The organism is Collinsella sp. BG-O-102 (assembly GCF_023656745.1).
Classification (GTDB): Bacteria; Actinomycetota; Coriobacteriia; order Coriobacteriales; family Coriobacteriaceae; genus Collinsella.
Genome location: NZ_JAMOKO010000009.1, coordinates 16,044 through 41,372, shown reverse-complemented (window position 1 = coordinate 41,372; position 25,329 = coordinate 16,044). Strand labels below are relative to the sequence as shown.

Below are 25,329 nucleotides of genomic sequence, written 5' to 3'. Positions count from 1 at the left end.
GACCACCACGATGGGGACAGGCACCTTTGTGATGGTTTTGGTCGGTTAGCCTTCGAGCTGCGCCACCTTGTAGCGGTAGGCTGCGGCGATGACGTCCTTGCAGCCTTCGCGGCCCAGCTTGGCGCGGTTGACGACGATGTCTTTACCGCTCGTCATCTTCCACTTGCCGGCGCTATAGCGCTTATAGAACGCCTCGCGCGCCTTCTGCTGCTGTTTGACCAGCTTGGCGCCCTTCTTTTTGTTAAGGCCACGCTTCTTGCGCACAATCTCGACGCGGTCCTCAAAGGGTGCGGTCACCAACACGGCAATGTGGTTGGGGTTGTTGCGCAGCAGGTAATCGGACAGACGGCCTTCGATAATGCAGCTCTCGGTCTCGCCCAGATCCAAAATCACCTGGCTCATCTTTTGGAACAACTTATCCGAGTACGAACGCGCATCGTAGCGGTCGGGCAGAAACGCCATGTTCTCCACGGCCAGACGCTCATCATAGGCGGCCATCTTATCGAGCGACTCGCCCGCGCGCAGCGACGCACGTACCAGCAGCTCGTTATCGTACAGCGGAATCCCCAACTCGTCGGCAAGCATGCGGCCAATCTCGTGGCCCTCGGCGCCAAAGTCGCGCGCGATGGTAATGACCACAGGATTCTTCTTATTCTCCAGATCGCTCATCGCGATTCCTTTCTCTATGTGACAAAGGGGCTGTCCCTTTGCCACATTCTACGCTGCCACCATTCGCCTCTGATATGCGCGAACCAGCAACGAGATGCCAAAGTTGAGCACAAAGTACATCGCAAACACCAGGCCGTAGAGCATAAGAACCTGCGACAGGTCAATCGCGTGGGCCATCACGACATTTGCCGTGTACATGAGCTCGGCCACGTTAATGCCCGAAAGATACGAGCTGTCCTTAATGACGGTCGTGCACTGGCTAAACAGCGCCGGAATGATCGTCTTAAACGTCTGCGGCAGAATGATGTAGCACATGGTGGCAAAGAAGCCAAAGCCCTGGCTCTGCGCCGCCTCAAACTGGCCGCGCGGAATCGAGTTGAGGCCGCCACGCACAATCTCGGCCATAACAGCGCTGGTAAACAGCGTAAAGGCGATGGTCGAAATCACAATGTCCAAACCCTGCACCGTAAAGTAGATAAACAGAATCCACAGCAGGTTTGGCGTACAGCGGAACAGCTCGATATAGGCGCTCACCAAAATACGGAACGGGCGGGGCGCATAGCTTTTAACGAGCGCCAGCACCGTGCCAAAGATGAGCGAGAAAAAGATCGACAGCGCCGAGATCTCGATCGTCTTAACAAAGCCGCCCCAAATGTAGAGCAGGTTGGTCGCGTTGAAGATTTCCATGCGCTAGGCCTCCTCTACGTTGTCGAGTCCCAGCTCGGCCAGGCTCACGCCGCGCGGACGCTCCTTGGAGCGGCGCTCGAGCCACTGCACCAGCATGGCGAGCGGAAAGCAGATGATGAAGTACATAAGGCAGCAGACGATGTATCCCTGCAGGTAACCGTACAGACTCACAAAGTTGTCGGAACGGTACATAAGGTCGCCGCCGGCCACAAGCGCCAGCACCGACGTGTTCTTGACCAGGTTGAGCGCCTGGTTACACAGCGGCGGCAGAATAATCTTGAATGTCTGGGGCAGCACGATGTACCAGTATGCCTGCGCACGGGTGAAGCCCTGGCTCTGGGCCGCCTCCATCTGACCGCGCGGAACCGCCTCGATACCAGTGCGGATGACCTCCGAGATGTAGGCCGCGTGATACAGACCCACACCCAAGAAGCCCAGCACGAACGGCGCGATGCGCACCGGCTGGTCGGCACCGGTTATGGCCTGCAAAAACTGCGGACCGGCCATGTACATAAAGAGCACCTGCACGGGCAACGGGGTGTTCTGGTAAAACTCCACGTACACGCGGCTTATGGCGCGCAGCACGCGCGAGCGAGTGGTAGAGAACACGCCCAGCAGCGTGCCCAGCACCAGCGACAACAGCAGGCCGGCAACGACCACCTGCAGTGTCACGCCAAAGCCCTCCCAGAAGGGCCCCATGTTTTGAAATGTCGTCGACCAACGGTCGGCGTCAAATAATCCTTCGAGCATTTGATTCCTTCCTTGGACGATGCGCCTATACAAGACCCCAGGTCTTGACCTCTTGGTCGAGCCAGCCGTCGGCTAGGCGGTTGCAAATCACCCGATCGACCACGGCCGAAAGGTCGCAGCCCTTCTTGGTCGCCACGCCGTAGCCCTGCTCGCCAAACTTGACCTCGGGCTGCAGCAGCTCAACGGTCTCGTTCATATAGCCGGCCAGCGTGGAGCGGTCCATGGCAAAGACGTCGATATTGCCGGCGTCGAGCGAACTCTTGATGATGGGGTAGCCGCTAAAGGCCCTAAACTCGGGCTTGCAGCTAAAGCCGTTGTCCTTGATCATCTGCTCGATCAGGCCCTGCGTGGTGGCACCCTGGCTTACGCCAATGACCTTGCCGTCCAGGTCCTCAATCGAGGTAAAGCCCGAACGCTTCTTGACCATGAGTCCCACGTAGTCGGTGCGGTACGGCGTCGAGAAATCCCAGCTCTTCTTGCGCTCGTCGGTGATGGTGTAGGTCGCCGCGACCACGTCGAGCTGGCCGTTATCGATCAGTGGGCCGCGCGTCTTGGGCGTTACGTCGGTAAACTCGACAAGCTCCTGGGCGCGGGCCTCCTTGTAGCTCACGCCAAAGACGGCAGCGGCGATCTGGTAGCACAAATCGACTTCCATGCCCTCAAAGCGGCCCTTGGCGGTGTCGTAATAGCCGTAGCCGGGAACATCCTTCTTAACGCCGGCATTCAGATGGCCGCGCGACTTAATGGCCGCAAGCTTGGACCCCTTGTCGGAGCCCTCGCCACTGGTGGAGTTGCCACAACCGGTAAGCGCGGTCCCCGTCAACGCGAGCATGCCGGCGCCCGCCAGCTGCAAAAAGTGACGGCGCGACACGGCCGCCCTCGTCATATCCGTCATGTCCATCACCGCGCCTAGTGCAGAATCTTGGACAGGAACTCGCGGCAGCGCGGGTTCTCGGGGTTATCGAAGAAGTGCTCGGGCGTGCCCTCCTCCAAAATGCGGCCGTCCTCCATAAAGATGACGCGGTCGGCCACCTGGCGTGCAAAGCCCATCTCGTGCGTCACGCAGATCATGGTGATATCTTCCTGCGCAAGCTCGATCATAACGTCCAGAACCTCCTGGACCATCTCGGGGTCGAGTGCCGAGGTCGGTTCGTCAAACAGGATGATGGGCTGCTTGGTGCACAGGGCACGGGCGATGGCGATGCGCTGCTGCTGACCACCCGAGAGATTCTGCGGATACTCGCCGGCCTTATGCGCCATGCCGACGCGCTTGAGCGCAGCGATGGCGATCTCGGTCGCCTCCTCCTTGCTCTTCTTTTGCAGTTTGATGGGCGCGAGCGTCAGGTTGCCCAGCACCGTCATGTTGGGATACAGGTTGAACTGCTGAAACACCATAGAGCTATACTTGCGAGCCATCTCCAGGTGATTCTTTTTGGTGAGCGGCGTACCGTCGATGACGACCTCGCCCGACGTGGGCTCCTCCAGATAATCGACGCAACGGATGAGCGTCGACTTACCCGAACCGGAAGGCCCGATCATTACGAGCTTCTCGCCGCGCTTGACGGTGAGATTGATATCTTTGAGCACATGCAGGTCGCCAAAGTACTTGTTGAGATGCTTGATCTCGATCATGTCTGCCATGAATGTCCCTTCCCTGCGTTTACACGAGTTGAACTATTGTACGGAAAGAACCGCGTTTCCGCAGCCCACACTACATTCCCGTAAAGAACCCGCAACCTTTAACCCACTCATTGGGGACGGGCTTAAATGAGTACCCGCTCATTGGGCACTCATTTAAGCCCGTCCCCAATGATTGCCCAGCCCAGCAAAAAGGGGCGCGACCGCAATGGTCACGTCCCCTTAACATCAACTATGTACCGCTCGGCCCTTAAGCCAGCTTTGCTCCGACGATCTTTGCCGCGGCAGGCTTATCGAAGTTGCCGCCGGTGGCCTTGCCGAGTGCTCCCATGACCTGGCCCATCTGCTTCTTGGAAGTAGCGCCCAGCTCGGCGATGACCTGCTCGATCAGGGCCTCGAGCTCCTCGCCCGAAACCTGCGCGGGCAGCAGGCTCTCCAGAATCTTGACCTGCTCGGTCAGGTTGTCGGTACGCTCCTGGTCGGTGCCGGCCTTGATGGACATCTCCAGCGTCTCGCTCGTCTGCTTGATCAGACGCTTGATCATGCTGTTGACGTCTTCCTCGGTCACATCGCGGCGCTCGTTAACCTCGATATTCTTCACCTCGGCCTTGACCTGGCGAATGATGGACAGGCGAACCTTGTCCTTGGCCTTCATGGCCGCGATCATTTCTTTCTGCAGCTCTTCGTTGGTCATCTGCAAATCCTCTCTAATAGCGTGGGCGGCACTCACGCGAGCACCGCCCCATGGTTACTCAGTCTTCGACGAATCGTCGGTCGAACTCTTGGTGACACCCTTCAGACTCACGTTATAGGGTACGTCCTTGGGCATGGGGTTGACGGTGATGTCGGCATCCTTCTTGTACTGCTCCAGCCACTCGCTGTACGCGGTGCTGGCCGCTTGCGTCTTCACCACGTTGGAGACGTACTTTTTGATGTCCTTGGGCACCTGGTTGATGTCATCAACCTGATTATCGACATGGAAGTAGTCGGTGCACTTGATGATGTGGTAGCCATAGGTCGACTCGACGACTTCGCTCACGTCGCCCTTGTTGAGTCCCTCGAGCGCCGTCTGGTAGCTGTCGACGAAAGTGGTGAGCTTATCCCAGCCCACATCGCCCTTCTTCTCCTTGGAACCGGTGTCCTCGGAGTACTGCTCAACGGCGTCCTCAAAGCTCAGCTCACCGGAGTTGATCTTGTCCAGGCACTCCTGCGCCTTGGCCTTGGCGGCAGCCTTGTCCTCGTCGGAAGCGTCAGAATCAACCTTGATCAGGATGTTCGACGAGCGGCGGGCGTCGTTGTAGCTGGACAGGTTTTCGTTGATGTAATCGACAATCTCGCTGTCCTTGGGCTTGCTCGTGGGCGCGACGGCATCCTTGAGTTTCTGCTGCGCCAGACTCTCCTTGAGTGAGTCCTTGTAGGTGTCCTCGGTATAGCCGTAGGTCTTGAGGGTCTTCTTAAAGGCCTTGGCGCCGCCCGCGCTCTTGCACGCGTCCTTCCAAGCCTTCTCGACCTCCTCGTCAGACACCGTCACGCCGTTCTCCTTCTGTGCCTGTTGAAGCAGAATCTGCTGCGTGTAGGAGTCGATGAGTTGCTTGCGGTACTTCTTGGGCGTGAGGTCGTTGTCAACCAGATACTGCGCCCAATCCTTATCCTTGGTGTAGCCGTAGGACGTGCGCATGCTCATGATCTGCTTGGTCACGGTGTCCTCGGTGAGGTTGGTGCCGTTGATAGTTGCAGCAACACCGCCGGTCAGCTTGTAGCCCGAGGCGTCCTCGGCCTGCGACATAAGGCCGGAGCACGCCATCGCCGAGACGGAAAGCAGCATCGCCAGCACGCCGATGACCACCAGGACGATCTTGACGGTCTTAGACACGTACGTCTTGCGCTGCTTCTTGCGAGAGCTGGAGGCAGCGCGAGCCTGCTGCTCGGGCGTCGGCTCGGGCGCAGGGTTCTTTTTCTTATTTGCCATAGTTGGCCTTTCGCATAACGAATCGAACAAACGCCATTGTGTCACAACGCGGCCCCCGCGGCACGCTTGGTGCATTGGGGACAGATTAATCTGCACCATTTTGGTGCAAAGGGGACAGCTCTGGCAGCCGGCAGTTAGGGACAGTCCCCAAGTGCCGGCTTCCCAAGTGCCGGCTCAGCCCCACCTTAGAAGTGACGGCGGATGGCGTCGACCATGCCCTGGGACGTGGTCTGGCCGAGCACGTCGGCTGCGGCATCGGCGTCCATAAAGATATTCATGAGCGCCTGCAGGGCCTCGACCTGGCCGCCCGGCTCGGCGATGCCCAGATTAATGACGATCTGCGCCGACACCGGAGCGCCCATGCCAGCCATAGCGTTAAATGTCACGGGCGCGGCGGGCTTCACCACCGCGATATAGGGCTTGGCCACAAACCCCGGATCGGTATGCGGAATGGCAATGTTTGCCGCCGGCATGGCAAGACCCGTGGGATAGGCATCCTCGCGCGTGCGGACGGCATCGAGCCAACCGGATGCAATGTAGCCACGTGGTGCAAGCTCGCCCTCAAGCCGCGCGAACACCTCATCCGGCGTCGCACACTCCCAATCAAAAAACACCAACTCAGGCGTAAACAGCGCTTCGTTATCCGCCATGCGCTCACCTCTCTCACCTAGTCACCTGCGACGTTCTTGAATGACCAGTCGTTAAAGACCGTTCCCGATGACTACCCAAAACAAAAGGTGGCCACGCGCGCCTTGGCGCCAATGACCACCCTGACTACTCGGCTAAATTGTACTGTGCGCCGCTAGCCGCGAGGCGCGTCAATTGCGACCTTGCCGCTCTCCAGCACGTGGACGCGGCCGTCGGCGAGCATCTGAACAACCTCGGGATACAGCACGTGCTCAATCGCGTGGATGTGCTCCTCGAGCGTGTCGACATCCCAGCCCTCCTCAACAGCCAGCGCACGCTGAGCGATGATGGGGCCGTTGTCGTAGATCTCATTGGCAAAATGCACGGTCACGCCAGTTACCTTGACGCCGCGCGCAAAGGCATCATCAATCGCATGCGCACCGGTAAAGCTCGGCAGCAGCGCCGGATGCAAGTTGACCACGCGGTTGGGAAACGCCGCCAGCAGCGGCGTGTGCACCATGCGCATGTAGCCGGCCATGACCACATACTCGCAGCCGCGCTCGAGAAGCTCGTGCGCGATGATCTCGTCGGCGGCAATAGGGTCGGCGTAGACATCCTTGGACAGCGTGAGCGTCTGGATGCCCGCGCGCTCAGCGCGCTGCAAACCCTTAGCCGAAGGACGGCTCGACACCACAAGCTCAATCGAAGCGTTGAGCTTGCCGGCGGCGATCAGGTCGATCAACGCCTGCAGGTTGGTACCCGAACCGCTGATGAGCACACCGATCTTGAGCGGCTCGGCCGTATCGGTGCCGGTCGGACGGGTATAGGACACAAAGTCCAGGCCCTTGGCGGCAGCCATCTGCTCGTTAGCGCTCATCGGAGTACACGACCTTACCGGAACCCTCGACGCACTCGCCCACGCGAAACGGCTTCTCGCCCAGCGCGACCAGGGCCTCGGTCACCGCGGCCTCGTCCTCGGGAGCGACGATCAGGCACAGGCCAACGCCCATGTTGAAGGTCTTGCATGCCTCGTTGGGCGCGAGCTCGGCCTGGCGCGACACGTAGGTGATGACGGGCGGAACATCCCAGCCCATCTCGGCACCGTTACGGGTGACCACGGCGTCGACGTCGTCGGCAAGCGCGCGGTTGAGGTTCTCGGTGATGCCGCCACCGGTGATGTGGGCGATGGCGTGCACGTTGGCGCCGCCGCGGAGCAGCTCAAGAACCGGCTTGACGTAGATGCGCGTGGGGGCCAGCAGGGCGTCAGCCAGCGAAGCGCCACCGAGCTCCTCGAGCGGACGGCTCAGCTCCTCCGCCTTAGCGGCGGCCTCGGGCGTGCCCGGCTTAATGCCGTCGACGCCGATGACCTTGCGCACGAGCGAGTAGCCGTTGGAGTGCACGCCGGTGGAAGGCAGGCCCAGGATCACATCGCCCGGGCGGACGTTTGCGGGGTCGAGCATCTTGGGACGGTCGACGACGCCCACGGTAAAGCCGGCAAGGTCGTAGTCGGCCGGAGCCATGACGCCGGGGTGCTCGGCCATCTCACCGCCCACGAGCGCGCAGCCCGCGAGCTTACAGCCATCGGCCACGCCCTTGATGATCTTTGCCATGTGCCCGGCCTCGATGTGACCGATGGCAACGTAGTCCAGGAAGAACAGCGGCTCGGCGCCCGAAGCCAGAATGTCGTTGACGCACATAGCGACCAGGTCCTGGCCCACCGTCTCGTGACGGTCCATGATCTGGGCGAGCACGAGCTTGGTGCCCACGCCGTCGGTACCGCTAATCAGAATCGGGTCTTCCATATCCTTAAGCGCGGCGGCCGAGAACAGGCCACCGAAGCCACCGATACCGCCGATGACCTCGGGGCGGTTGGTGTCCTTAACCATTTGCTTAATAGCGTCGACGGCGCGGCCGCCCTCGGCGGTATCGACGCCGGCATCCTCATACGTCACATGCTTGCTATCGCTCATCTGAGCCTTCCTCTCCCACTACCGTGGCGCCGCGCGGGCGCCAAACGGTGCTCATAGTTGCGTTCATTTCGGCGCGCGCCATAACAACGCGCGCCGCTCAATCAACAAAACAGCAGGTAAAACCTACCAAAATAAACCTGTCCCTTTTTGGCAGGTTTTAGGCCTCGCCGTGTTCCTCTTCCCAGCTGCGGTCATCGTATTTCTCGACCACGGCGTCGTCATCAAAGTGCAGCGGCTTGTCCAGGTTGCGGGGCTTAAAGCCCTCCATGAACTTATCGCGGCCAAAGCTCTCGGGAATCGCCACGGGGTAGCGGCCGGTAAAGCACGCATCGCAGTAGCCGCCCTTGGGCATGACCTTCAGCAGGCCCTCGACCGAAAGGAAGGCCAGCGAATCGGCGCCAATGTACTCGCAAATCTCGTCGACCGTCTTGTTGGCGCTGATAAGCTGCGACTGTACGTCGGTATCGATACCGTAGAAGCACGGCCAGATGACCTCGGGCGAGTTGATGCGGATGTGAATCTCCTTGGCGCCGGCGTTGCGCAGCATCTTGACGAGCTGCACCATGGTGGTGCCGCGCACGATGGAGTCGTCGATGACGACCAGGCGCTTGCCCTCGATGTTGTCGCGCAGCGGGTTGAGCTTCATGCGCACGCCCATGGCACGCAGCTCCTGCGTAGGCTCGATAAACGTACGGCCCACATAGCGGTTCTTGATGAGGCCCTCGCCAAAGGGAATGCCACTCTCGTGCGAATAGCCCTCCGCGGGCGGCAGGCCGGAGTCGGGCACGCCGATGACCAGGTCGGCCTCGACGGGCTCCTCATGTGCCAGCTGACGACCCATGTCATAACGGCAGGCGTAGACGCTCTTGCCGTTCATGATGGAATCGGGGCGAGCAAAGTAGACCTGCTCAAAAATGCAGTTAGCAGGCTCTTCGGCGGCAGGCACGCCCTGCTCGGACACAAGGCCCTCGGCGCTGATGCGCAAAATCTCACCGGGACGGACGTCGCGGACGTACTCGGCGCCCACGATATCGAGCGCGCAGGTCTCGGAGGCAACGACCCAGCCGCCGGCGCGCGTGACATGGGTGGTGGCGTCGACCGTCGCGGCGCCGTCCTGCGACGGCAGCTGCGAAACGGATGCAGCATCGGCCTGGTCCAGGCCCTCATCCACCAGCTTGCCCAGCACGAGCGGGCGAATGCCGTGCGGATCGCGGAATGCGTAGAGCGCCTGCTCGTTGATGAGCGTCATGGCGTAGCCGCCGCGCACGAGCTCCATGGTCTTGCGAATGCCCTCGCGCAGATGGCCAGTACGCTGAGTAAAGTAGCCGATGAGTTTGGTCGCGACCTCGGAATCCGAGTTGGAGAGGAACGGTACGCCCAGCTCGATCAGCTGACGACGCAGCTCGTCGGTGTTGACGAGGGTGCCGTTGTGCGCGAGCGCGATAATGACGCTATTGATGGTAGAGAGGTGCGGCTGAGAGGCTTCCCAGCTCTTGGCGCCGGCGGTGCCGTAGCGCACATGACCCACGGCCAGCTGACCGGAGAGCGTCGACAAGTCGGCATTGGAGAACACGCGGTCGAGCAGGCCCAGATCCTTGCGGACCATAACCGTACCGCCGTCACCAACGGCGATTCCCGCCGATTCTTGGCCGCGATGCTGCAGTGCACGCAGGCCAAAGTACGTCAGTCGAGCCACGTCGCGATCGGGCGCCCAGACACCAAAAACGCCGCATTCCTCATGCAGCTGGTCAGAGTCCGGATCATACGTCGACATGGCGTTCACCTGTCCCGCGGCACGCTCGGCCGCGCGGATGGTTTCTTGAGACATGGCATCCCCTCAGAGCCTCGTATTTTGGCGTTACCCGCCTTATTATACGCACGGCGCGACGCGCTCCCCCGCGCATGAGCAGCGCTTTTTAAAAGCCCACCGAGCTTATTATCCGTTTTGCGACCAAACATTTTATTGGGTAGTCCACTCTCAGGGGCAACGGCCTCGAAGACTTCCCGTGCGCCGTGTCTCGCCCGCGCTAGGGGCTACATTGTTGCAATTGGGACGTTCGTCCTGTCTTTTAGCTGGTCGTCGGCGTATCCTTGTAGGCTACTACAAGACGAGAAAGGTAGCGTATGGATCGAAATCAACTCGACCCCAGTGTCCCCAGCACCACGGAGGCCAAGAAGATCCCCCTTATCATCAAGGTCTACGCAGTCCTGTGCACCCTATCTGGCGTGGGCACGCTCCCGTCAGTCGCCGTCTTTATGTGGCAGGTCATCACCGCACTCATTAACGGCAACGTCGCCGCTAAGCTCGGTGATAACACCCTGGTCGCGGTTGGCCTTATCGTCGCCGGCATTATGCTCTCGGCGGCAAGCGCGATCATCTTGATCGTCTTTGGCCTGGACCTCATCAAGGACCAGCGGCGCAATGCCGCCCGCCTGTCTTACGTCCTCATCGCATTTACCGTCGTGGAGCTTTTAGTTGACGTGATGCTCCAGGGCATCGGACCCTTCCTGCTGCGCCCCGCCGTCCAGCTTGTCATCCTCATTGCGCTGTCGGCCACCGTCGACCCCACGCTACGCCAGGAGCGCGAACTGCAGCGCCGTCTGCAAGAGATGCTCGACCGCGATGCCGCCGCCGAGGGGATGCTCGGCCGCGACGAAACCGGCGAGGGCTACATCAAGCTCAACTACTTCAACCTGTTCTGGGTATTCTTCGTCTGCAGCGTGTTAGGTCTCATTCTCGAGGAAGTCTGGCATATGGTCGTCGTCGATCCCGGCGTCTATCAGGACCGTGCCGGTATGCTATTTGGCCCCTTTAGCCCCATCTACGGATTTGGCGCGGTGCTCATGACCATGGCGCTCAACCGCTTCTATAAAAAGAATCCTCTGATCATTTTCCTGGTAAGTGCCCTGATCGGCGGCGCTTTCGAGGTGTTTGTAGGCTGGTTTATGCAGACCTCATTTGGCGTGGTGTCGTGGAGCTATTCACACATTAGGCTATTCGGCATGCCCGATCCCATCGCGGTATTGACCGGGGGACGCACATGCACGCCGTTTGCCTGCATGTGGGGCCTGGGTGGCCTCATCTGGATCAAGGTCTTGCTGCCGCGCCTGCTTAAGCTCATCAATATGATTCCATGGAAACGCCGCTACTCTGCTACCGTCATCCTGACCGCCGTCATGTTGATCGACGGCGTCATGACGTTGCAATCGCTCGACTATTGGTATCAGCGCGTCAACGGAACCGTTCGAAATATTCCCGTCGCACAGTTCTATGACAAGCATTTCGATAACGAATATATGGAGAACCGTTTTCAGAGTATGACCATGAGCCCCAAGGACGCCACACGCGTGTAGCAAACGCCAGAGCAAAATAGCTCCAACACATCAAAGCCCGCTGGCAGATCTACATGAACTGCCGGCGGGCTTTCGCTATAGACAGACTCGGATTGCCGACGAGGCCTTACGCCTCGCGCTCGACCTCGCTCACGCACTCGTTCTTGATGGTGCCGACGAGCGACTGCAGCGCATCGACCACATGCGGGCGAATGTCTCCGCCAATGAGCACGAGCATGATGTCGTCGCCCACGGTAAGCTCGCCGCTCGCCAGCCACACGCGCACATAGCCGATACCTGGCATCGCGCGCGTGGCCTCGATAGCAGCCTGCACCTTGCTGGCGTCGTAGCCGAACACCATGCCGCCCACCTTGTGGCCCGGCGCCACGCCATCGGTCTCGACACCGCGCGCCTCGGCCTTGGGCGTCGCGCGCACCACACCGTTATGTGTCAGATACATACCGCACGCAGGTGCCGACGAATCGGCCTTGGCCTCGCGCAGCCAAGCATCAACCGAAGGCATCGTTTTGCCATTCTCAAGCATCATTTCTCCTTTCACCGTCATTGAGTAGCCCATAATCTATTCCTCGACCGGCGTGAGCACCATGACGGCACGTGTGTTGCTCAGCGATAACGAACGACAGGTCACAAGCGTTACGACCTTGGTTGCCGAAGCAGCACGATCGGTGGCATCGCTCGCCACGGCAGAGGCACCGTCGAGCATCTCGGACAGGTAGTTCTTGAGCCCGTCGTCGCCCTCAAAATTGGGTGTGCGCGCCTTGGCATACGTGTCCTCGACAACTTTGGTCGCCAGTGGTCGCAGTTTATAGGTGGCGTCGCGCGTGATGTAATACGCGTACTCTATGCTGTCGAACGTCACCTGATCGGTCGTGTCCGAGATCACATTGAACATCGATCCGTCGTTCATGCGGTGGCCGTAGATCGTGGTCTGCTGATCCACCATGCCCGGCGCGGTGTCATTGCTATCCAGGAAAATGGCCCCGGATGCATTGGCCGTACCGTCGAACAGCGTGTTGAGGTATTTGGAGTTGTTGTTGGTCTGCACCACGGGATAGTTGATGTTGGTTCCCGGCGCGTAAATCCAACCCACAACCTCGGGATTTGTCTGGGCAAGTGCATCGAAGTCGATAATCGGCACGCCGCTGGCGTCCTTATCGCTTACATATTGCTTCTCGATTTTCTGGTACGAATCGCTTGCCTGTTTATAGCCAATCTGAGCATTGATAAAGATGGCAGCGGCGGCAACAATCAGGCCGATGCCGATGATGATGAGCAGAATGGGAATAATGGAGCGGCGCTTTTTGCGCGGCGGCTCGGTGTAATCCGACGGCGCGGCATGCGATGAAGACCGGGGCGGCTTCTTAGCGTTGCTATAAGATGAAGGTCGATATGCGGCTGGCGCGTCCTGTCGACGATGCGTCGCCGGCGTCACGGGGCGCGGCGCGCGCGGCTGCTGAGGAGAGGATGTCCGACCCTGCTGTGCCGCATGGGCAGCACCCGGCTTCGACGGATCGGGAATCTGAGAAGCCTTGAATCGTTTTCCCTGATAGTCGGACATGGCTCTCCTTATACTGCGGTGAAACGGCGGAACGCCTAGGCGTCGGCCATCTCCTGCTTCATCTTCTCGATAACCTTGCGGTACTCGGGGTCGCAAGCGCCCAGAATCTGTGTGGCGTAGATGGCGGCGTTCTTGGCGCCGTTGATGGCAACGCAGGCCACGGGCACGCCCGAAGGCATCTGCACCATCGACAGCAGCGAATCCATGCCGCCCAGGTCACTCGTCTTCATAGGCACGCCGATGACCGGCAGCGGCGTAAAGGCAGCCACGACACCACCCAGGTGAGCGGCCTTGCCGGCGGCGGCGATAATCACTTTGATACCGCGATCGGCGGCAGTCGAGGCCCACTCGTGGACCTTCGCCGGCGTGCGGTGTGCGCTCGCAATGACGAGCTCATAGGGCACACCGAGTGCCTCGAGCTCGGCGGTGCAACCTTCCATAACACCCAGATCGGACTTGGAGCCCATGATGATCCCGACAACCGGCTTTTGATCTGCCATAAACAAAGACCTCCTGTTGAGAGCGGTGACGCGGCGGATCCGCGACCCTTAACTACTGAGAGTAGTATAGCTGCTCCCGTCCCTGCGGTCCCCGGGTGCCCCGCGTCGGGCTGGGTTTTTATCTTCGCTCCCCTTGCTTCGCAAAGTCGCTCAGACAATAAACCCAGCCCGCCGCGGGGCACCCGGGGACCTACCGGGAATTGCCATGACATACGTTGGCTGAAATATTAACGTGGGATCCGCCGTTCGAACGAACGGCGGATCCCACACTCACTTTTTATTCAGCCCTAGTCATCGCGCAAAGCCCCTCCCGCCCCGGCCGGACAGGTCACACTACACCGTGTGCTGCGGCAGGTCCTGCAGGGCGATGACGTCCATGCCCATGTCGTTGGCACTGCCGTGACCCTGCTGGTCCTCGCGCACGGCCTCGATGGCACTCACGTACGTGTTGGCGGCAGACATCGCGGTCACGCAGGTCACGCCGCGGCGCACCGCCTCGGTACGCAGCAGGTAGCCATCGCCACGCGAGCCCGGACCGTACGGCGTGTTGATGATTACCGCAATCTTGCCATCGGCGATCAGGTCACCGATGTTGGGACGCTCGCCGTCGTGCGGGCCGCTAATCTTCTCCACGACCTCGCACGTCACGTTGCCGCCGCGCAGCACGCGCGCCGTACCCTCGGTGGAGCAGATATCAAAGCCCAGATAGCGCAGGATACGGGCGACCGAAAGGATATGACGCTTGTCGCGGTCGCACACGCTAATGAACACCTTACCGGCGCTCGGGTCGGGCAGCTTGTAGTCAATCGCCAGCTGCGTCTTGGCGTATGCCTCGGGATAGCTCTTGGCGATACCCATGACCTCGCCCGTCGACTTCATCTCGGGCCCCAGGATAACGTCAGCGCCCGGGAAACGACCCCAGGGCATAACGGCTTCCTTCATGCAGAACCAGTCCAGCTGGCGCTCGTCGCTCGGCAGGCCCAGGCTCGCGATGGAATCGCCCGCCATGATACGCGCCGCGCACTTGGCCAGCGGCACGCCGGTGGCCTTGGAGATAAACGGCACGGTACGGCTGGCACGCGGGTTGGCCTCGATCACGTAAACGGTCTCGCCCTTGATGGCATACTGTACGTTGACCAGGCCGCGTACGCCCAGCGCCATCGCGATGCGGCGCGTGGTCTCACGGAGCTTCGCCTGCAGGCTCTCGCTAAAGCTGAACGGCGGAATGCAGGTCGCAGAGTCGCCGGAGTGAATACCGGCCTCCTCGATATGCTCCAGAATGCCGCCGATGTAGACCTCTTCGCCATCGCACAGGGCGTCGACATCGGACTCGATCGCACCCTCCAAGAAGCGATCCAGATACACCGGGTAGTCGGGGCTAATGCGCGCAGCCTCGGCCATGTAATCGCGCAGATGCTCGGCATCGTAGGCGATCATCATGCCGCGGCCGCCCAGCACGTAGCTCGGACGCACCAGCAGCGGGTAGCCAATGTGTGCGGCAACGGCCTCGGCCTCCTCAAACGAGGTGGCCTGACCCGCCGGCGGGTACATGATGCCCAGTTTGTCGAGCAGAGCGGCGAAGCGCTCGCGGTCCTCGGCAAAGTCGATGGCATCGGGCTTGGTACCCATGATGTTCACGCCGCTCTCCTCGAGCATGCGCGCCAGCTTAAGCGGGGTCTGGCCGCCGAGCGTCACCACGACGCCGTCGGGGCGCTCAACATCGATAACGTCCATGACGTCCTCGTAGGTGAGCGGCTCAAAGTAAAGGCGGTCGGACGTGTCGTAGTCGGTCGAGACGGTCTCGGGGTTGCAGTTGACCATGATGGTCTCAAAGCCGCGGGCCGCCAGCGCGTAGCTCGCGTGCACGCAGCAGTAATCGAACTCGATACCCTGTCCAATGCGGTTGGGGCCGGCGCCCAGGATCATCGCCTTGGGCTTGTCCGCCGGCGTGGTCTCGTCGGGAGCCACGCACTTCTTGGCATCCGGGCTCGTGCGGTAGATGTTCTCGTACGTCTTGTAGTGGTACTCCGTGGCGCTCGAGAACTCCGCAGCGCAGGTATCGACCGTCTTCATGCTGGGAACCACGCCCAGGCCCTTGCGGTAGGCGCGCACAAAGCGCTCGTCCGAGCCGGTCAGCGCGGCGATCTCGGCATCGCTCGTGCCGTACTGCTTGAGCAGGCGCATCGCGTCGGCGTCGATATCCTCCACACGCAGGCCGCGGATGCTCTCCTGGACCTGCACCATGTCGTTGATACGGTTGAGGTACCACGGATCGATACCGCAGATGGCATGGATGCGAGCGATGTCCCAGCCACGGCGCAGGGCCTCGACCACAAAGAAGATGCGATGCTCGGTCGGGGTTGCCACGGCCTGAGCAAGCTCGTCGTCGCTCAGCTTATCGGCACCTTCCTTGCCGCCGGCGCAAATGCCCTGGTGGCCGTCCTCCAGCGAGCGCATAGCCTTGCCAAAGGCCTCCTCAAAGGTGCGGCCGATCGCCATGATCTCGCCCACGGCCTTCATGCGCGTGGTGAGCGTGGGGTCGGTACCCTTGAACTTCTCGAAGGCAAAGCGCGGCACCTTGACCACACAGTAGTCGATCGTGGGCTCAAAGCAGGCGGGCGTAGCCTTGGTGATGTCGTTGACGATCTCGTCGAGCGTATAGCCCACGGCCAGACGCGCGGCGGCCTTGGCAATGGGGAAACCCGTGGCCTTGGAGGCCAGCGCGGACGAGCGGCTCACGCGCGGGTTCATCTCGATGACGATCAGGCGGCCGGTGTTGGGGTTCACGGCAAACTGCACGTTGGAGCCACCGGTCTCGACGCCGATCTTCTCAAGAATGGCGAGCGAGGCCACGCGCATGCGCTGATACTCAAGGTCGGAGAGCGTCTGCGCCGGCGCCACGGTGATGGAGTCGCCGGTATGCACGCCCATGGGGTCGAGGTTCTCGATGGAGCACACGATGATGCCGTTGCCGGCGTGGTCACGCATGACCTCCATCTCATACTCTTTCCAGCCCTCGATAGACTCCTCGACCAGCACCTCGTGGGCGGGCGAGAGCTCGAGGCCCTGGCTCACGATGGAGACGAGCTCCTCGTGGGTGTGAGCGATGCCGCCGCCGGCGCCGCCGAGGGTAAAGCTCGGGCGCAGTACGCAGGGATAGCCCACGCGCTCGGCGATAGTCTCGGCGTCGGCCACGCTGTAGGCATAGCCCGAGCGCGCGACCTCCAGGCCAATCTCGGCCATGGCCTCGTTAAAGAGTTTGCGGTCCTCGCCGCGCTCGATAGCGGCAAGGTCGCAGCCGATCATCTCGACGCCGTACTTGTCGAGCGTACCGTCCTTTGCCAGCTCGACGGCGGCGTTCAGACCGGTCTGGCCGCCCAGCGTGGGCAGCAGCGCGTCCGGGCGCTCTTTCTTGATCACGCGCTCGATAAACTCGGCGGTGATAGGCTCAACATAGGTGCGGTCGGCAAGACCCGGGTCGGTCATGATGGTCGCCGGGTTGGAGTTGACCAGGATGACCTCGAAGCCATCCTCCTTGAGCACCTTGCAGGCCTGGGCGCCGGAGTAGTCGAACTCACATGCCTGGCCAATAACGATGGGGCCCGAACCAATAACGAGGATACGCTTGATGTCAGTACGCTTGGGCATGTTAGTTCTCCTCGGTCTCGGTCGCGGCGGTCTCGGCGAAATTCCAGCCAGCCAGGCGGTCCTTCGCGGTGTCGATGTCCAGGTAGTTCTCCTCGCCGTCCATGAGTCGCGTAAAGGCGGTAAAGAGATAGTGGGCATCGGTGGGGCCAGGCGAGGCCTCGGGGTGGTACTGGACCGAGAAGCACGGGGCGTCGAGCAGCTGGATGCCCTCGGCGGTGCCGTCGTTGAGGTTCACATGTGTTAGGCGAATGCGGCCGAAGCGCTCGTTCATCACGACCGGCGCGATTCCGCGGCGCACCCAAACGCGCAAATCTTCATCGGCCGCATGCTCGGTCTCGCCGCCGGAAAGCTCGGGGACAAGCTTGCCCAAGCTGGGGAACAGCAGGCCAAAGCCATGGTTTTGTGCGGTGATCTCCACGCGACGGCTTACCAGGTTCATGACCGGCTGGTTGCCACCGCGGTGACCGAACTTAAGCTTTTCCATCTGGGCGCCGCAGGCCAAGCTGATCATCTGGTGACCAAGACAAATACCAAAGACCGGTACCTTGCCGATCAGCTGCTGCACCTGCTCGTAGGTCTCCACCACGGCGTCGGGGTCGCCGGGGCCGTTGGACAAAAAGACGCCGTCGGGATTCATGTCGAGCACCTCACTCGCGGGCATATCCCACGGCACGACGGTAAGGTCGCAGCCGGCGCGGACCAGCCCCTCCAGAATGCCGCGCTTCACACCGCAGTCGTAGGCGACCACTTTGTGACGGGCAGGAGCGGCAGCCGCAAGCGCAAAGTGATGCGTGGCAGGCAGGTCGGCGGCCACAAACTCGTGAGGCGCGGGGCAACTTACGGTCTTGACCAGGTTCTCGCCTACCAGCGTGGGCGCTGCGGCCAGACGCTCGGCAAGCTCGTCGACGTCGAAGATCTCGGTCGAGATAATGCCCATCTTGGAACCATTGTCGCGCAGATGGCGCACCAGGGCGCGGGTGTCGACACCCTCGATAGCGACGATGCCGTGAGCGCGCAGGTACTCCGGCACGCTGACGGCCGAGCGCCAGTTAGAAGGCGTGGCGCACATGTCGCGAACGATCATGCCGCGCATAGCCGGAGCGCTCGCAGGGCGCACGGCGTCGCCGGGGAAGGCCGACTGGACGTCGGTCTCGTCGATACCGTAATTGCCGATCTGCGGATAGGTCATGGTTACGATTTGGCCGGCATAACTCGGGTCGGTCATGACCTCAAAGTAGCCCTCGAGCGAGGTGTTGAAGCAGACTTCGCCGGTCGCGGTGCCCTCGGCGCCGCATGCACGTCCATAAAAAATGGTCCCATCCTCAAGATACAGGATGCAGGGACCGCAGGTGCCCTTGCTGGTTTTGGCCAGCATACGCTGGCAAAGCTCGCTGGGCGCGAAGGTGCGGGCGGCAGCGCCCGCAGTATGGTTGTTCGCCATAGTTCTCCTTCCCGGTCTCACAGGACCGGCTTAAAGGTGTGTAGTTAGGCCTCGCGGTATTGTAACCGCAAGCATGCCTCATGGCGTTAATTTCATCGAAATGTTTACGAAATGATAATTATGACTTTCTATGCATAATGATTTTTTAATCCCCGTCCCAGAAAAATCATCCCGCGGGGCTTGTGGCTCACGCGGGATGATGGCGTCTTACTTTTTCTTGTCCTGTCCCAGCAGATCGGACGGCGTTCGGTCGGGCTTGCCGCCGCGGAAAATCTCGCGACCACGCAGACGATGCTCCAGGTCACGTTCGGCCTTTTCCTCGTCAATCTTGGTCTGGCTCACCACCGGATCCTCAATCAACGACGACACCGAGTTCACCTGCTTCTGAATGCGCTCGGCGATGGTGTCATCCATACTCACGATGCGCATCTTCCAGTCGATACTCGTGGCGTTGAATGAGCTCTTGGTCCACACGAACGTCAAAATGGCGCTCTGGTGGCCCTGGGCGGGAAACATGCCAAAGAAGGAATCGTGCTGAATGTTGCTATCCTCGTCGATATAGGCATGCACGTTATACACCACGCGGTCGATCTTATCGTTGAGCAACGCGTTGGTCGCAAGCGCCGCGGCCTGAATCTGCCCGTTGGACAGCAGCTCGAGCTCGTTGGCAGACGATGTGTCCAACACCGTCACCTCGACCGTGCCCGTGCGCTCATCGGCTTCATCGACGGTAAAGTCGAGCGGGAACTGCGTAAAGCCGTTGCCCCACTCGAGGCCGCCCTTCAGCGCCGTCGAAACGGTATCGACCGAAACGCTCTCGGACAGGTTGGCGGTGTTCAGACGACGCATCACGCCGTAGCCAATCTGCATGCCCACGATCAGCACCAAAATACCAATGACCACGGCCATCGCGGTCTTCGTAATGGTATGACTCACCTGCGAACCCGAAGGATCGTCCTCGGACAGCGGGTCGATATGTTTTGCCTGGCTCGCGCGGTCCTCACTGCGCAGCTGCGCTAGCGCAGCTTTGTCACCGCGCTTGGCCGCAGCCTCCTTCTCACGCATGCGCTCGGTTCGCTTTTTGGCAAGCGTGGGATCCAAGACACCGGATGCATCGATTTCGGAGAATAACTCCGTCACTTCTTCCGGAGTCAAAGGGTTCTTGTCAGCCATAAACTTCCTGTCATATCAATCAGTCGAGCTCGTGCGCACGCGCACCTTCGAACTGCATTCGATAGTAACGGGCATAGGTGCCGCCACGGGCGAGAAGCTGTTCATGCGTGCCACGCTCCACAACGCGACCATGCTCAACGGTCGCAATCTCATCGGCGTGTTTAATGGTCGAGAGACGGTGGGCGATGATGATTGTGGTACGGCCGCGTGCCAGCTCTTCGAGCGACTCCTGGACCGCCTCCTCGCTCTCGTTGTCCAAAGCACTCGTCGCCTCGTCCAAGATCAAGATTTTGGGATTCTTGAGAAACACGCGCGCGATGGCAACGCGCTGTTTCTGTCCACCCGAAAGACGGCTGCCGCGCTCGCCCACGACCGTGTCATAGCCCTGTGGAAGCGACTCGATAAAGGCATCGATGTTGGCGCGACGGGCGGCCTCGGCGATCTCTCCTGCCGTAGCGCCCGGCTTGCCGTAGGCGATGTTCTCGCCAATCGTGCCGTCAAACAGATAGACATCCTGCTGCACCAGGCCGATGGCACGACGCAGGCTCTGCTGCGTCACATCGCGCACGTCCTGGCCGTCGATGCTAATGGATCCGGCGGCCACGTCATAAAAGCGCGGCAGCAGCGAACAGGTCGTGGACTTGCCACCGCCCGAAGGGCCAACCAAAGCGATGGTCTGCCCGGGCTTGATGGACAGGTCCATATGGTCGATAACGGGACGCTCGTCGGCATCGCCCTCGCCCAGCTCAACATCCTCGTAGTTAAAGCACACGTCGTGATATTCCACGGCGCCGGCAGTCACCTGCAGATCCGTAGCGCCCGGCTTGTCCTGGATATCCGGCGCGGTCGAGAGCACCTCGTCCATACGCTTAAAGCCGGCGATAGCCTTCTGATACGTTTCGGCCGAATTGACGAGTGTCTCGAGCGGCGTGCAGAACAGCGAAATGTAGAGCGCGAAGGTCGCCATATCGACCGCCTGCAGCTGGCCTTGGGCAACCAGCCAACCGCCCAGCAGCACCACGATCACATAGAGCACACCCGAGAGCAGGCCATACGTCGCGGTATAGACGCCCATGGCGTGATACATGTTCTCCTTGGACGAAAGATAGCGATTGTTGGAGGCGCGGAACTTGAAGCGTTCGGTCTCCTCATTGGCAAAGCTCTTGACCACGCGCATGCCCGCCAGCGAATCCTGCAGCTGAGCATTGATGCCGCTGATCTTTTTGCGGTTGTCGCTAAAGACCTCGCGCATGCGCATGTTCTGCCAAAACATGATGACCGCAAACGCCGCCGTCACCACGGCCATGGCGAGCGCCAGCACCGGGGCGATGGTAAAGAGGATCACAAACGAGCCGATAATCTCGATGCCGCAGATGATGATCCACTCGGGCACATGATGCGCCGCCTCGCAGATATCGAACAGGTCGTTGACCACGCGGCTCATCATGTCGCCCGAGCTGTTGCGGTCGAAGTACGCAAAGCTAAAGCGCTCATACTGGTCGAACAGGTCCTCGCGCATTTTGGACTCCATACGCGCGCCCATCACGTGGCCCCAATAGCTCACAAAGTAGCGGCAGGCGCAGCGGACGGCATACATCAGCACCAGCCCCACCGCGATCATACCGAGCGCCTGCATAATGGCAGCCTGACCCTGAGTAAATAGCCCACCGGTCAAATTGCGCAGGATAATGGGGAACGCCAGGTCAATGGCGGCAAGCACCAGAGCGCAAACAGTATCAGCAACAAAAAGCCCCATCTGGGGCTCGTAGTAAGAAAGAAACCTCTTCAGCATGTGATCCTCAAAGAAATATCAGCAACGTAAGGCCCTGGGACAAAGCAATCAGCAGTACTTGTCCCAGGGCTATCCCCACTCGTTAAAGCTCCGCGCCCCCAAGGCGGTGCGCGATGCTATCGCAGGCCAAGGCGCCCACGACGGTCTTGGCGTCTTCGATCTTGCCGTCGAGCACGGCGTCGATCAGCTCGTGCAGCGGCACCAGGTCCACGTTGACAAACTCGTCATCATCGGGGTTGGGCGCATCAAACTCGAGCTTGGTGGCCAGGTAGATATGAATGATCTCATCGCAAAAACCGCAGGACGTGACAATCGACGTCAAAAAGCGAATGCGACCGGCCCTAAAGCCCGTCTCCTCATGCAGCTCGCGTTTGGCGCAATCGAGCGGGTCCTCGCCTGGATCGAGCTTGCCGGCGGGAATCTCGACCGTCACGCGGTCGATGGCGGTGCGGTACTGACGCACCAGTACGATCTTGCCGCTCTCGGTCAGCGCCACAACGGCCGCCGCACCCGGATGGCGAACGATATCGCGGGCGCTGCGGCGACCGTTGGGCAGCTCAACCTCAAGACGGTGGACGTCGAGGATCTTGCCCTTCCAGGCGCACTCCTCCGAAAGAATCTTCTCGTGCAGCTCGGCATCGTGCGGGTCGTCGTCGCCCAGCACCAGCGCCGGCTCGTCAGCGACCTCGCCACCAGGCTCGCCCTCGGCGTGCCCATACATGCGGCTGTCCTCCTCGACGATCTGCGCGTCCACGAGCTCTTCGTTCTTCTCGTCCATCCGTCTCATTCCTCTCGGATTTTAGGCATCCCAGGCGTCGCGGCCGCGCAGCGCACGCAGGCCAATGTCGTGACGCAGGGTCTTGCCCTCAAAATCAATCTTCTCGCAAGCCTCGTAGGCAAGGTTGCGAGCGTTCTCAAACGTATCGCCCAGCGCGGTCACGGCAAGCACGCGGCCGCCGTTGGTCACAAGCTGGCCATCCACCACGGCGGTGCCGGCATGGTACACGGTCACGTTCTCCATGGCCTCGGCGTCGGCGATACCGGTGATGACCTTGCCTTTCTCGTAGCTGCCGGGGTAGCCCGCGCTCGTCAGGACAACGGCCACAGCCCACTCGTCACGCCAATCGAGCTCAATCTGATCAAGCTCGCAGTTGGCGCAGGCGAGCATAACCTCGACCAGGTCGTTCTTGAGGCGCGGCAGCACGACCTGCGTCTCGGGGTCGCCAAAGCGGGCATTGAACTCCAGCACCTTGGGGCCGGCGGGGGTGAGCATAAAGCCACCGTACAGGCAGCCGCGGTAGTCGATACCCTCGGCAGCAAGCTCGGCCACGGTCTGCTCCATGACCGCCACCATGGTGGCGTGCTCCTCGTCGGTCACGATGGGCACCGGGCTGTAAACGCCCATGCCGCCGGTGTTGGGGCCAAGGTCGCCCTCGAGCGCGCGCTTGTGGTCCTGCGAGGTGGCCATGGGGCGCACGGTCTTGCCGTCGGTAAAGGCCAGCAGCGAACACTCGGGGCCAACCAGCATCTCCTCAATGACAACGGTGTTGCCGGCATCACCAAAGGTACCGCCAAAGCACTCGCGCACGGCCTCTTCGGCCTGCTCGAGCTCAGTCGCCACGATAACGCCCTTGCCTGCGGCCAGGCCGTCAGCCTTCACGACCAGCGGGGCACCCTGCTCGCGCACATAGGCAAGAGCCGAAGCCTCGTCAGTAAACGAGCCGTAGGCGGCCGTCGGAATGCCGGCACGCTCCATGAGCTGCTTGGAGAATAGCTTGGAGCCCTCCATCTGGGCACCCTCGGCACCCGGACCAAAGCAGGGAATACCCGCCGCGCGCACGGCGTCGGCCACGCCCGCCACGAGCGGAGCCTCGGGGCCAATCACCACGAGTCCGCATCCATGGCTCTGGGCAAACGCCGCCACGGCCGCAGGATCGCAATCGTCGAGAACCACGTTCTCGCCGCAGCTCGCGGTGCCGCCGTTACCCGGCGCAATGTAGAGCTTGCCGGCGCGCGGTGATGCTGCGAGCTTAGCTGCCAAAGCGTGCTCGCGGCCGCCGCTGCCCAACAACAGGATGTCGATGGTTTGAGTGTCCGCCTTCAAGGGTGCCTCCTCTATGGATGAATGGCTCGCTCCGCGCGAGCCTTTTGCAAGCAAATATACCCCTCGGCCGCCCGCTTGGGCTGCAAAGGGGTATATCGCAATAACCGAATAGTGCCGATTACTTCCAGAATCGGTTGATGATCTGCTCGCGATCGGCGCCGACGCCAATGAACGTCACGCGGGTGTGTGCCAGATCCTCGATAAACGCCACGTAGTCCTGAGCCTCCTGCGGCAGCTCGTCAAAGCTGCGGCAACCGGTGATATCGCACTTCCAGCCCGGGAGCTCCTCGTAGATGGGCTTGGCATGCTCAAAGCGCGCCTGATGCTCGGGCACGCTCGTGTAACGCTCGCCATCGACGTCGTAGGCAACGCACACCTTGATGGTGTCGAAGGCCGAAAGCACGTCGAGCTTGGTCAGGGCGATATCGGTGAGGCCGTTGACACGCGAGGCGTAGTTGGCGATGGGGCCATCGAACCAACCGCAGCGACGGCGACGGCCGGTGGTCACGCCGTACTCATAGCCTTCCTCGGTCAGCGTGTGGCCGGCCTCGGACTCATAGGAAAGCTCGGTGGGCATGGGGCCCGAACCGACGCGGGTGATATAGGCCTTCATGACGCCCAGCACGCGGTCGACATTCTTCATACCGACGCCGGAGCCGGTGATGGCGCCGCCAGCGGTGCAGTTAGAAGACGTCACGTACGGATAGGTGCCGTGGTCGATGTCGAGCAGCGTCGCCTGGGCGCCCTCGAACAGCAGGTCCTTGCCCTCGTCGATCATGTTGTTGAGCAGCAGGCTCGTCTCGGTGATGTAGGGGCGCAGGCGCTCGGCCATGGGCAGGTACTCGTCGCAGATCTGGTCCACGGTGTAGGTGGGCAGATGGTAGATGAGCTCGAGCTCGGGATTCACGCGGGCAAGAGCGGTCTCCAGCTTGTCGCGGAACAGCGCCTCGTCCAGCATGTCCTGCATGCGCAGGCCGATGCGGGCCATCTTGTCCTGGTAGCACGGACCGATGCCGCGCTTGGTAGTACCGATGTTCTTCTTGCCGAGCTTCTGCTCAAAAGCGCCATCCAGATCGATGTGGTACGGCATGATGATGTGCGCATTGCCACTGATCTTGAGGTTCTTGGTGGTGATGCCGTCGGCCTCGAACATGTCAATCTCCTCAAGGACAACCTTGGGGTTGACGACGCAGCCGTTACCGATCACCGACACATGGTCGGAATACATGATGCCGGAGGGCACCTGGTGCAGGCCGTACTTCTTGCCGTTGACGACGATGGTGTGGCCGGCGTTATTACCGCCCGAATAGCGCACGACGGCATCGAAGTCGCCGGCGACCAGGTCGCAGATCTTACCCTTGCCCTCATCGCCCCACTGGGCACCGACCAAAACGGTTGACGGCATGTTTACTCCTTACATTCATGGACTGTCTACGCGCCACGCCGGCA

General features: G+C 60.9%; 22 protein-coding genes. 1 reads left to right on the top strand and 21 read right to left on the bottom strand.

Annotated features, from left to right (window positions below):
- Nucleotides 1-45: 45 nt before the first annotated feature.
- The 11 genes from NBH09_RS05955 to NBH09_RS05905 form a co-directional block, all read right to left on the bottom strand.
- Nucleotides 46-669, bottom strand: a complete 624-nt coding sequence (locus tag NBH09_RS05955) for a cytidylate kinase-like family protein (RefSeq protein ID WP_055251542.1) — start codon at nt 667-669, stop codon at nt 46-48.
- A gap of 48 nt (nt 670-717) precedes the next feature.
- Nucleotides 718-1,356, bottom strand: coding sequence for an amino acid ABC transporter permease (locus tag NBH09_RS05950; protein WP_250787338.1), 639 nt, complete (start codon nt 1,354-1,356; stop codon nt 718-720).
- Between the two features lie 3 nt (nt 1,357-1,359).
- Nucleotides 1,360-2,106 (bottom strand): amino acid ABC transporter permease, encoded by a 747-nt coding sequence (locus NBH09_RS05945; protein ID WP_035136546.1) that lies wholly within the window; start codon nt 2,104-2,106, stop codon nt 1,360-1,362.
- A 25-nt stretch (nt 2,107-2,131) separates the two neighbouring features.
- Nucleotides 2,132-3,007, bottom strand: coding sequence for a transporter substrate-binding domain-containing protein (locus NBH09_RS05940; protein ID WP_250787337.1), 876 nt, complete (start codon nt 3,005-3,007; stop codon nt 2,132-2,134).
- An 8-nt stretch (nt 3,008-3,015) separates the two neighbouring features.
- Entirely contained in the window at nt 3,016-3,747 is a 732-nt protein-coding gene (locus NBH09_RS05935; RefSeq protein ID WP_022094215.1) for an amino acid ABC transporter ATP-binding protein, read from the bottom strand.
- Nucleotides 3,748-3,994: 247 nt separating this feature from the next.
- Nucleotides 3,995-4,438, bottom strand: a complete 444-nt coding sequence (locus NBH09_RS05930) for a GatB/YqeY domain-containing protein (RefSeq protein ID WP_006235801.1) — start codon at nt 4,436-4,438, stop codon at nt 3,995-3,997.
- A gap of 54 nt (nt 4,439-4,492) precedes the next feature.
- Entirely contained in the window at nt 4,493-5,713 is a 1,221-nt protein-coding gene (locus tag NBH09_RS05925; RefSeq protein ID WP_117877224.1) for a peptidylprolyl isomerase, read from the bottom strand.
- A gap of 185 nt (nt 5,714-5,898) precedes the next feature.
- Nucleotides 5,899-6,363 (bottom strand): PTS sugar transporter subunit IIA, encoded by a 465-nt coding sequence (locus tag NBH09_RS05920; protein ID WP_117746187.1) that lies wholly within the window; start codon nt 6,361-6,363, stop codon nt 5,899-5,901.
- Nucleotides 6,364-6,515: 152 nt separating this feature from the next.
- Nucleotides 6,516-7,217 (bottom strand): phosphoribosylglycinamide formyltransferase, encoded by a 702-nt coding sequence (gene purN / locus NBH09_RS05915; protein WP_195361671.1) that lies wholly within the window; start codon nt 7,215-7,217, stop codon nt 6,516-6,518.
- Nucleotides 7,207-8,310 carry a phosphoribosylformylglycinamidine cyclo-ligase gene (gene purM / locus NBH09_RS05910; protein WP_250787336.1) on the bottom strand — a complete coding sequence of 368 codons (1,104 nt, stop codon included), beginning with the start codon at nt 8,308-8,310 and terminating at the stop codon, nt 7,207-7,209. The genes purN and purM overlap by 11 nt, the downstream gene beginning before the upstream one ends.
- A gap of 157 nt (nt 8,311-8,467) precedes the next feature.
- Complete coding sequence (locus NBH09_RS05905; RefSeq protein ID WP_148331751.1) at nt 8,468-10,138, bottom strand: amidophosphoribosyltransferase; 1,671 nt, start codon at nt 10,136-10,138, stop codon at nt 8,468-8,470.
- Nucleotides 10,139-10,434: 296 nt separating this feature from the next.
- Here NBH09_RS05905 and NBH09_RS05900 point away from each other — a divergent pair, with 296 nt between their 5' ends.
- The gene (locus NBH09_RS05900; RefSeq protein ID WP_148331752.1) at nt 10,435-11,664 is read left to right on the top strand and encodes a putative ABC transporter permease; all 1,230 of its coding nucleotides are present in this window, start codon (nt 10,435-10,437) and stop codon (nt 11,662-11,664) included.
- 106 nt (nt 11,665-11,770) lie between these two features.
- Here NBH09_RS05900 and NBH09_RS05895 read toward each other — a convergent pair whose 3' ends face one another.
- The 10 genes from NBH09_RS05895 to NBH09_RS05850 all read right to left on the bottom strand — a co-directional run bounded on the left by NBH09_RS05895 (nt 11,771) and on the right by NBH09_RS05850 (nt 25,285).
- A complete protein-coding gene (locus NBH09_RS05895) occupies nt 11,771-12,187 on the bottom strand; it encodes a molybdenum cofactor biosynthesis protein MoaE (protein WP_250787335.1) in 417 nt (138 codons plus the stop codon).
- Nucleotides 12,188-12,223: 36 nt separating this feature from the next.
- Nucleotides 12,224-13,222, bottom strand: coding sequence for a class B sortase (locus NBH09_RS05890; protein ID WP_250787334.1), 999 nt, complete (start codon nt 13,220-13,222; stop codon nt 12,224-12,226).
- A gap of 35 nt (nt 13,223-13,257) precedes the next feature.
- A complete protein-coding gene (gene purE / locus NBH09_RS05885; protein WP_006235810.1) occupies nt 13,258-13,722 on the bottom strand; it encodes a 5-(carboxyamino)imidazole ribonucleotide mutase in 465 nt (154 codons plus the stop codon).
- A gap of 333 nt (nt 13,723-14,055) precedes the next feature.
- On the bottom strand, nt 14,056-17,370 hold the full coding sequence (carB, locus tag NBH09_RS05880; protein ID WP_250787333.1) for a carbamoyl-phosphate synthase large subunit: 3,315 nt from the start codon (nt 17,368-17,370) through the stop codon (nt 14,056-14,058).
- Between the two features lies 1 nt (nt 17,371).
- Nucleotides 17,372-18,811, bottom strand: coding sequence for a glutamine-hydrolyzing carbamoyl-phosphate synthase small subunit (gene carA, locus NBH09_RS05875; protein ID WP_250787332.1), 1,440 nt, complete (start codon nt 18,809-18,811; stop codon nt 17,372-17,374).
- Between the two features lie 207 nt (nt 18,812-19,018).
- Nucleotides 19,019-19,984, bottom strand: coding sequence for a hypothetical protein (locus tag NBH09_RS05870; protein ID WP_250787331.1), 966 nt, complete (start codon nt 19,982-19,984; stop codon nt 19,019-19,021).
- A gap of 19 nt (nt 19,985-20,003) precedes the next feature.
- On the bottom strand, nt 20,004-21,776 hold the full coding sequence (locus tag NBH09_RS05865; RefSeq protein WP_250787330.1) for an ABC transporter ATP-binding protein: 1,773 nt from the start codon (nt 21,774-21,776) through the stop codon (nt 20,004-20,006).
- A gap of 82 nt (nt 21,777-21,858) precedes the next feature.
- Nucleotides 21,859-22,554, bottom strand: a complete 696-nt coding sequence (locus NBH09_RS05860) for an NUDIX domain-containing protein (protein WP_172622467.1) — start codon at nt 22,552-22,554, stop codon at nt 21,859-21,861.
- Nucleotides 22,555-22,575: 21 nt separating this feature from the next.
- Nucleotides 22,576-23,880 (bottom strand): phosphoribosylamine--glycine ligase, encoded by a 1,305-nt coding sequence (gene purD / locus NBH09_RS05855; RefSeq protein WP_250787329.1) that lies wholly within the window; start codon nt 23,878-23,880, stop codon nt 22,576-22,578.
- A 118-nt stretch (nt 23,881-23,998) separates the two neighbouring features.
- Entirely contained in the window at nt 23,999-25,285 is a 1,287-nt protein-coding gene (locus NBH09_RS05850; RefSeq protein WP_118270591.1) for an adenylosuccinate synthase, read from the bottom strand.
- Nucleotides 25,286-25,329: the final 44 nt, after the last annotated feature.

Bases quoted from the DNA above. Each gene is read 5' to 3' on its own strand.
- NBH09_RS05955 (WP_055251542.1), bottom strand. From the start codon at position 669: ATGAGCGATCTGGAGAATAAGAAGAATCCTGTGGTCATTACCATCGCG.
- NBH09_RS05950 (WP_250787338.1), bottom strand. From the start codon at position 1,356: ATGGAAATCTTCAACGCGACCAACCTGCTCTACATTTGGGGCGGCTTT.
- NBH09_RS05945 (WP_035136546.1), bottom strand. From the start codon at position 2,106: ATGCTCGAAGGATTATTTGACGCCGACCGTTGGTCGACGACATTTCAA.
- NBH09_RS05940 (WP_250787337.1), bottom strand. From the start codon at position 3,007: ATGGACATGACGGATATGACGAGGGCGGCCGTGTCGCGCCGTCACTTT.
- NBH09_RS05935 (WP_022094215.1), bottom strand. From the start codon at position 3,747: ATGGCAGACATGATCGAGATCAAGCATCTCAACAAGTACTTTGGCGAC.
- NBH09_RS05930 (WP_006235801.1), bottom strand. From the start codon at position 4,438: ATGACCAACGAAGAGCTGCAGAAAGAAATGATCGCGGCCATGAAGGCC.
- NBH09_RS05925 (WP_117877224.1), bottom strand. From the start codon at position 5,713: ATGGCAAATAAGAAAAAGAACCCTGCGCCCGAGCCGACGCCCGAGCAG.
- NBH09_RS05920 (WP_117746187.1), bottom strand. From the start codon at position 6,363: ATGGCGGATAACGAAGCGCTGTTTACGCCTGAGTTGGTGTTTTTTGAT.
- purN (WP_195361671.1), bottom strand. From the start codon at position 7,217: ATGAGCGCTAACGAGCAGATGGCTGCCGCCAAGGGCCTGGACTTTGTG.
- purM (WP_250787336.1), bottom strand. From the start codon at position 8,310: ATGAGCGATAGCAAGCATGTGACGTATGAGGATGCCGGCGTCGATACC.
- NBH09_RS05905 (WP_148331751.1), bottom strand. From the start codon at position 10,138: ATGTCTCAAGAAACCATCCGCGCGGCCGAGCGTGCCGCGGGACAGGTG.
- NBH09_RS05900 (WP_148331752.1), top strand. From the start codon at position 10,435: ATGGATCGAAATCAACTCGACCCCAGTGTCCCCAGCACCACGGAGGCC.
- NBH09_RS05895 (WP_250787335.1), bottom strand. From the start codon at position 12,187: ATGCTTGAGAATGGCAAAACGATGCCTTCGGTTGATGCTTGGCTGCGC.
- NBH09_RS05890 (WP_250787334.1), bottom strand. From the start codon at position 13,222: ATGTCCGACTATCAGGGAAAACGATTCAAGGCTTCTCAGATTCCCGAT.
- purE (WP_006235810.1), bottom strand. From the start codon at position 13,722: ATGGCAGATCAAAAGCCGGTTGTCGGGATCATCATGGGCTCCAAGTCC.
- carB (WP_250787333.1), bottom strand. From the start codon at position 17,370: ATGCCCAAGCGTACTGACATCAAGCGTATCCTCGTTATTGGTTCGGGC.
- carA (WP_250787332.1), bottom strand. From the start codon at position 18,811: ATGGCGAACAACCATACTGCGGGCGCTGCCGCCCGCACCTTCGCGCCC.
- NBH09_RS05870 (WP_250787331.1), bottom strand. From the start codon at position 19,984: ATGGCTGACAAGAACCCTTTGACTCCGGAAGAAGTGACGGAGTTATTC.
- NBH09_RS05865 (WP_250787330.1), bottom strand. From the start codon at position 21,776: ATGCTGAAGAGGTTTCTTTCTTACTACGAGCCCCAGATGGGGCTTTTT.
- NBH09_RS05860 (WP_172622467.1), bottom strand. From the start codon at position 22,554: ATGGACGAGAAGAACGAAGAGCTCGTGGACGCGCAGATCGTCGAGGAG.
- NBH09_RS05850 (WP_118270591.1), bottom strand. From the start codon at position 25,285: ATGCCGTCAACCGTTTTGGTCGGTGCCCAGTGGGGCGATGAGGGCAAG.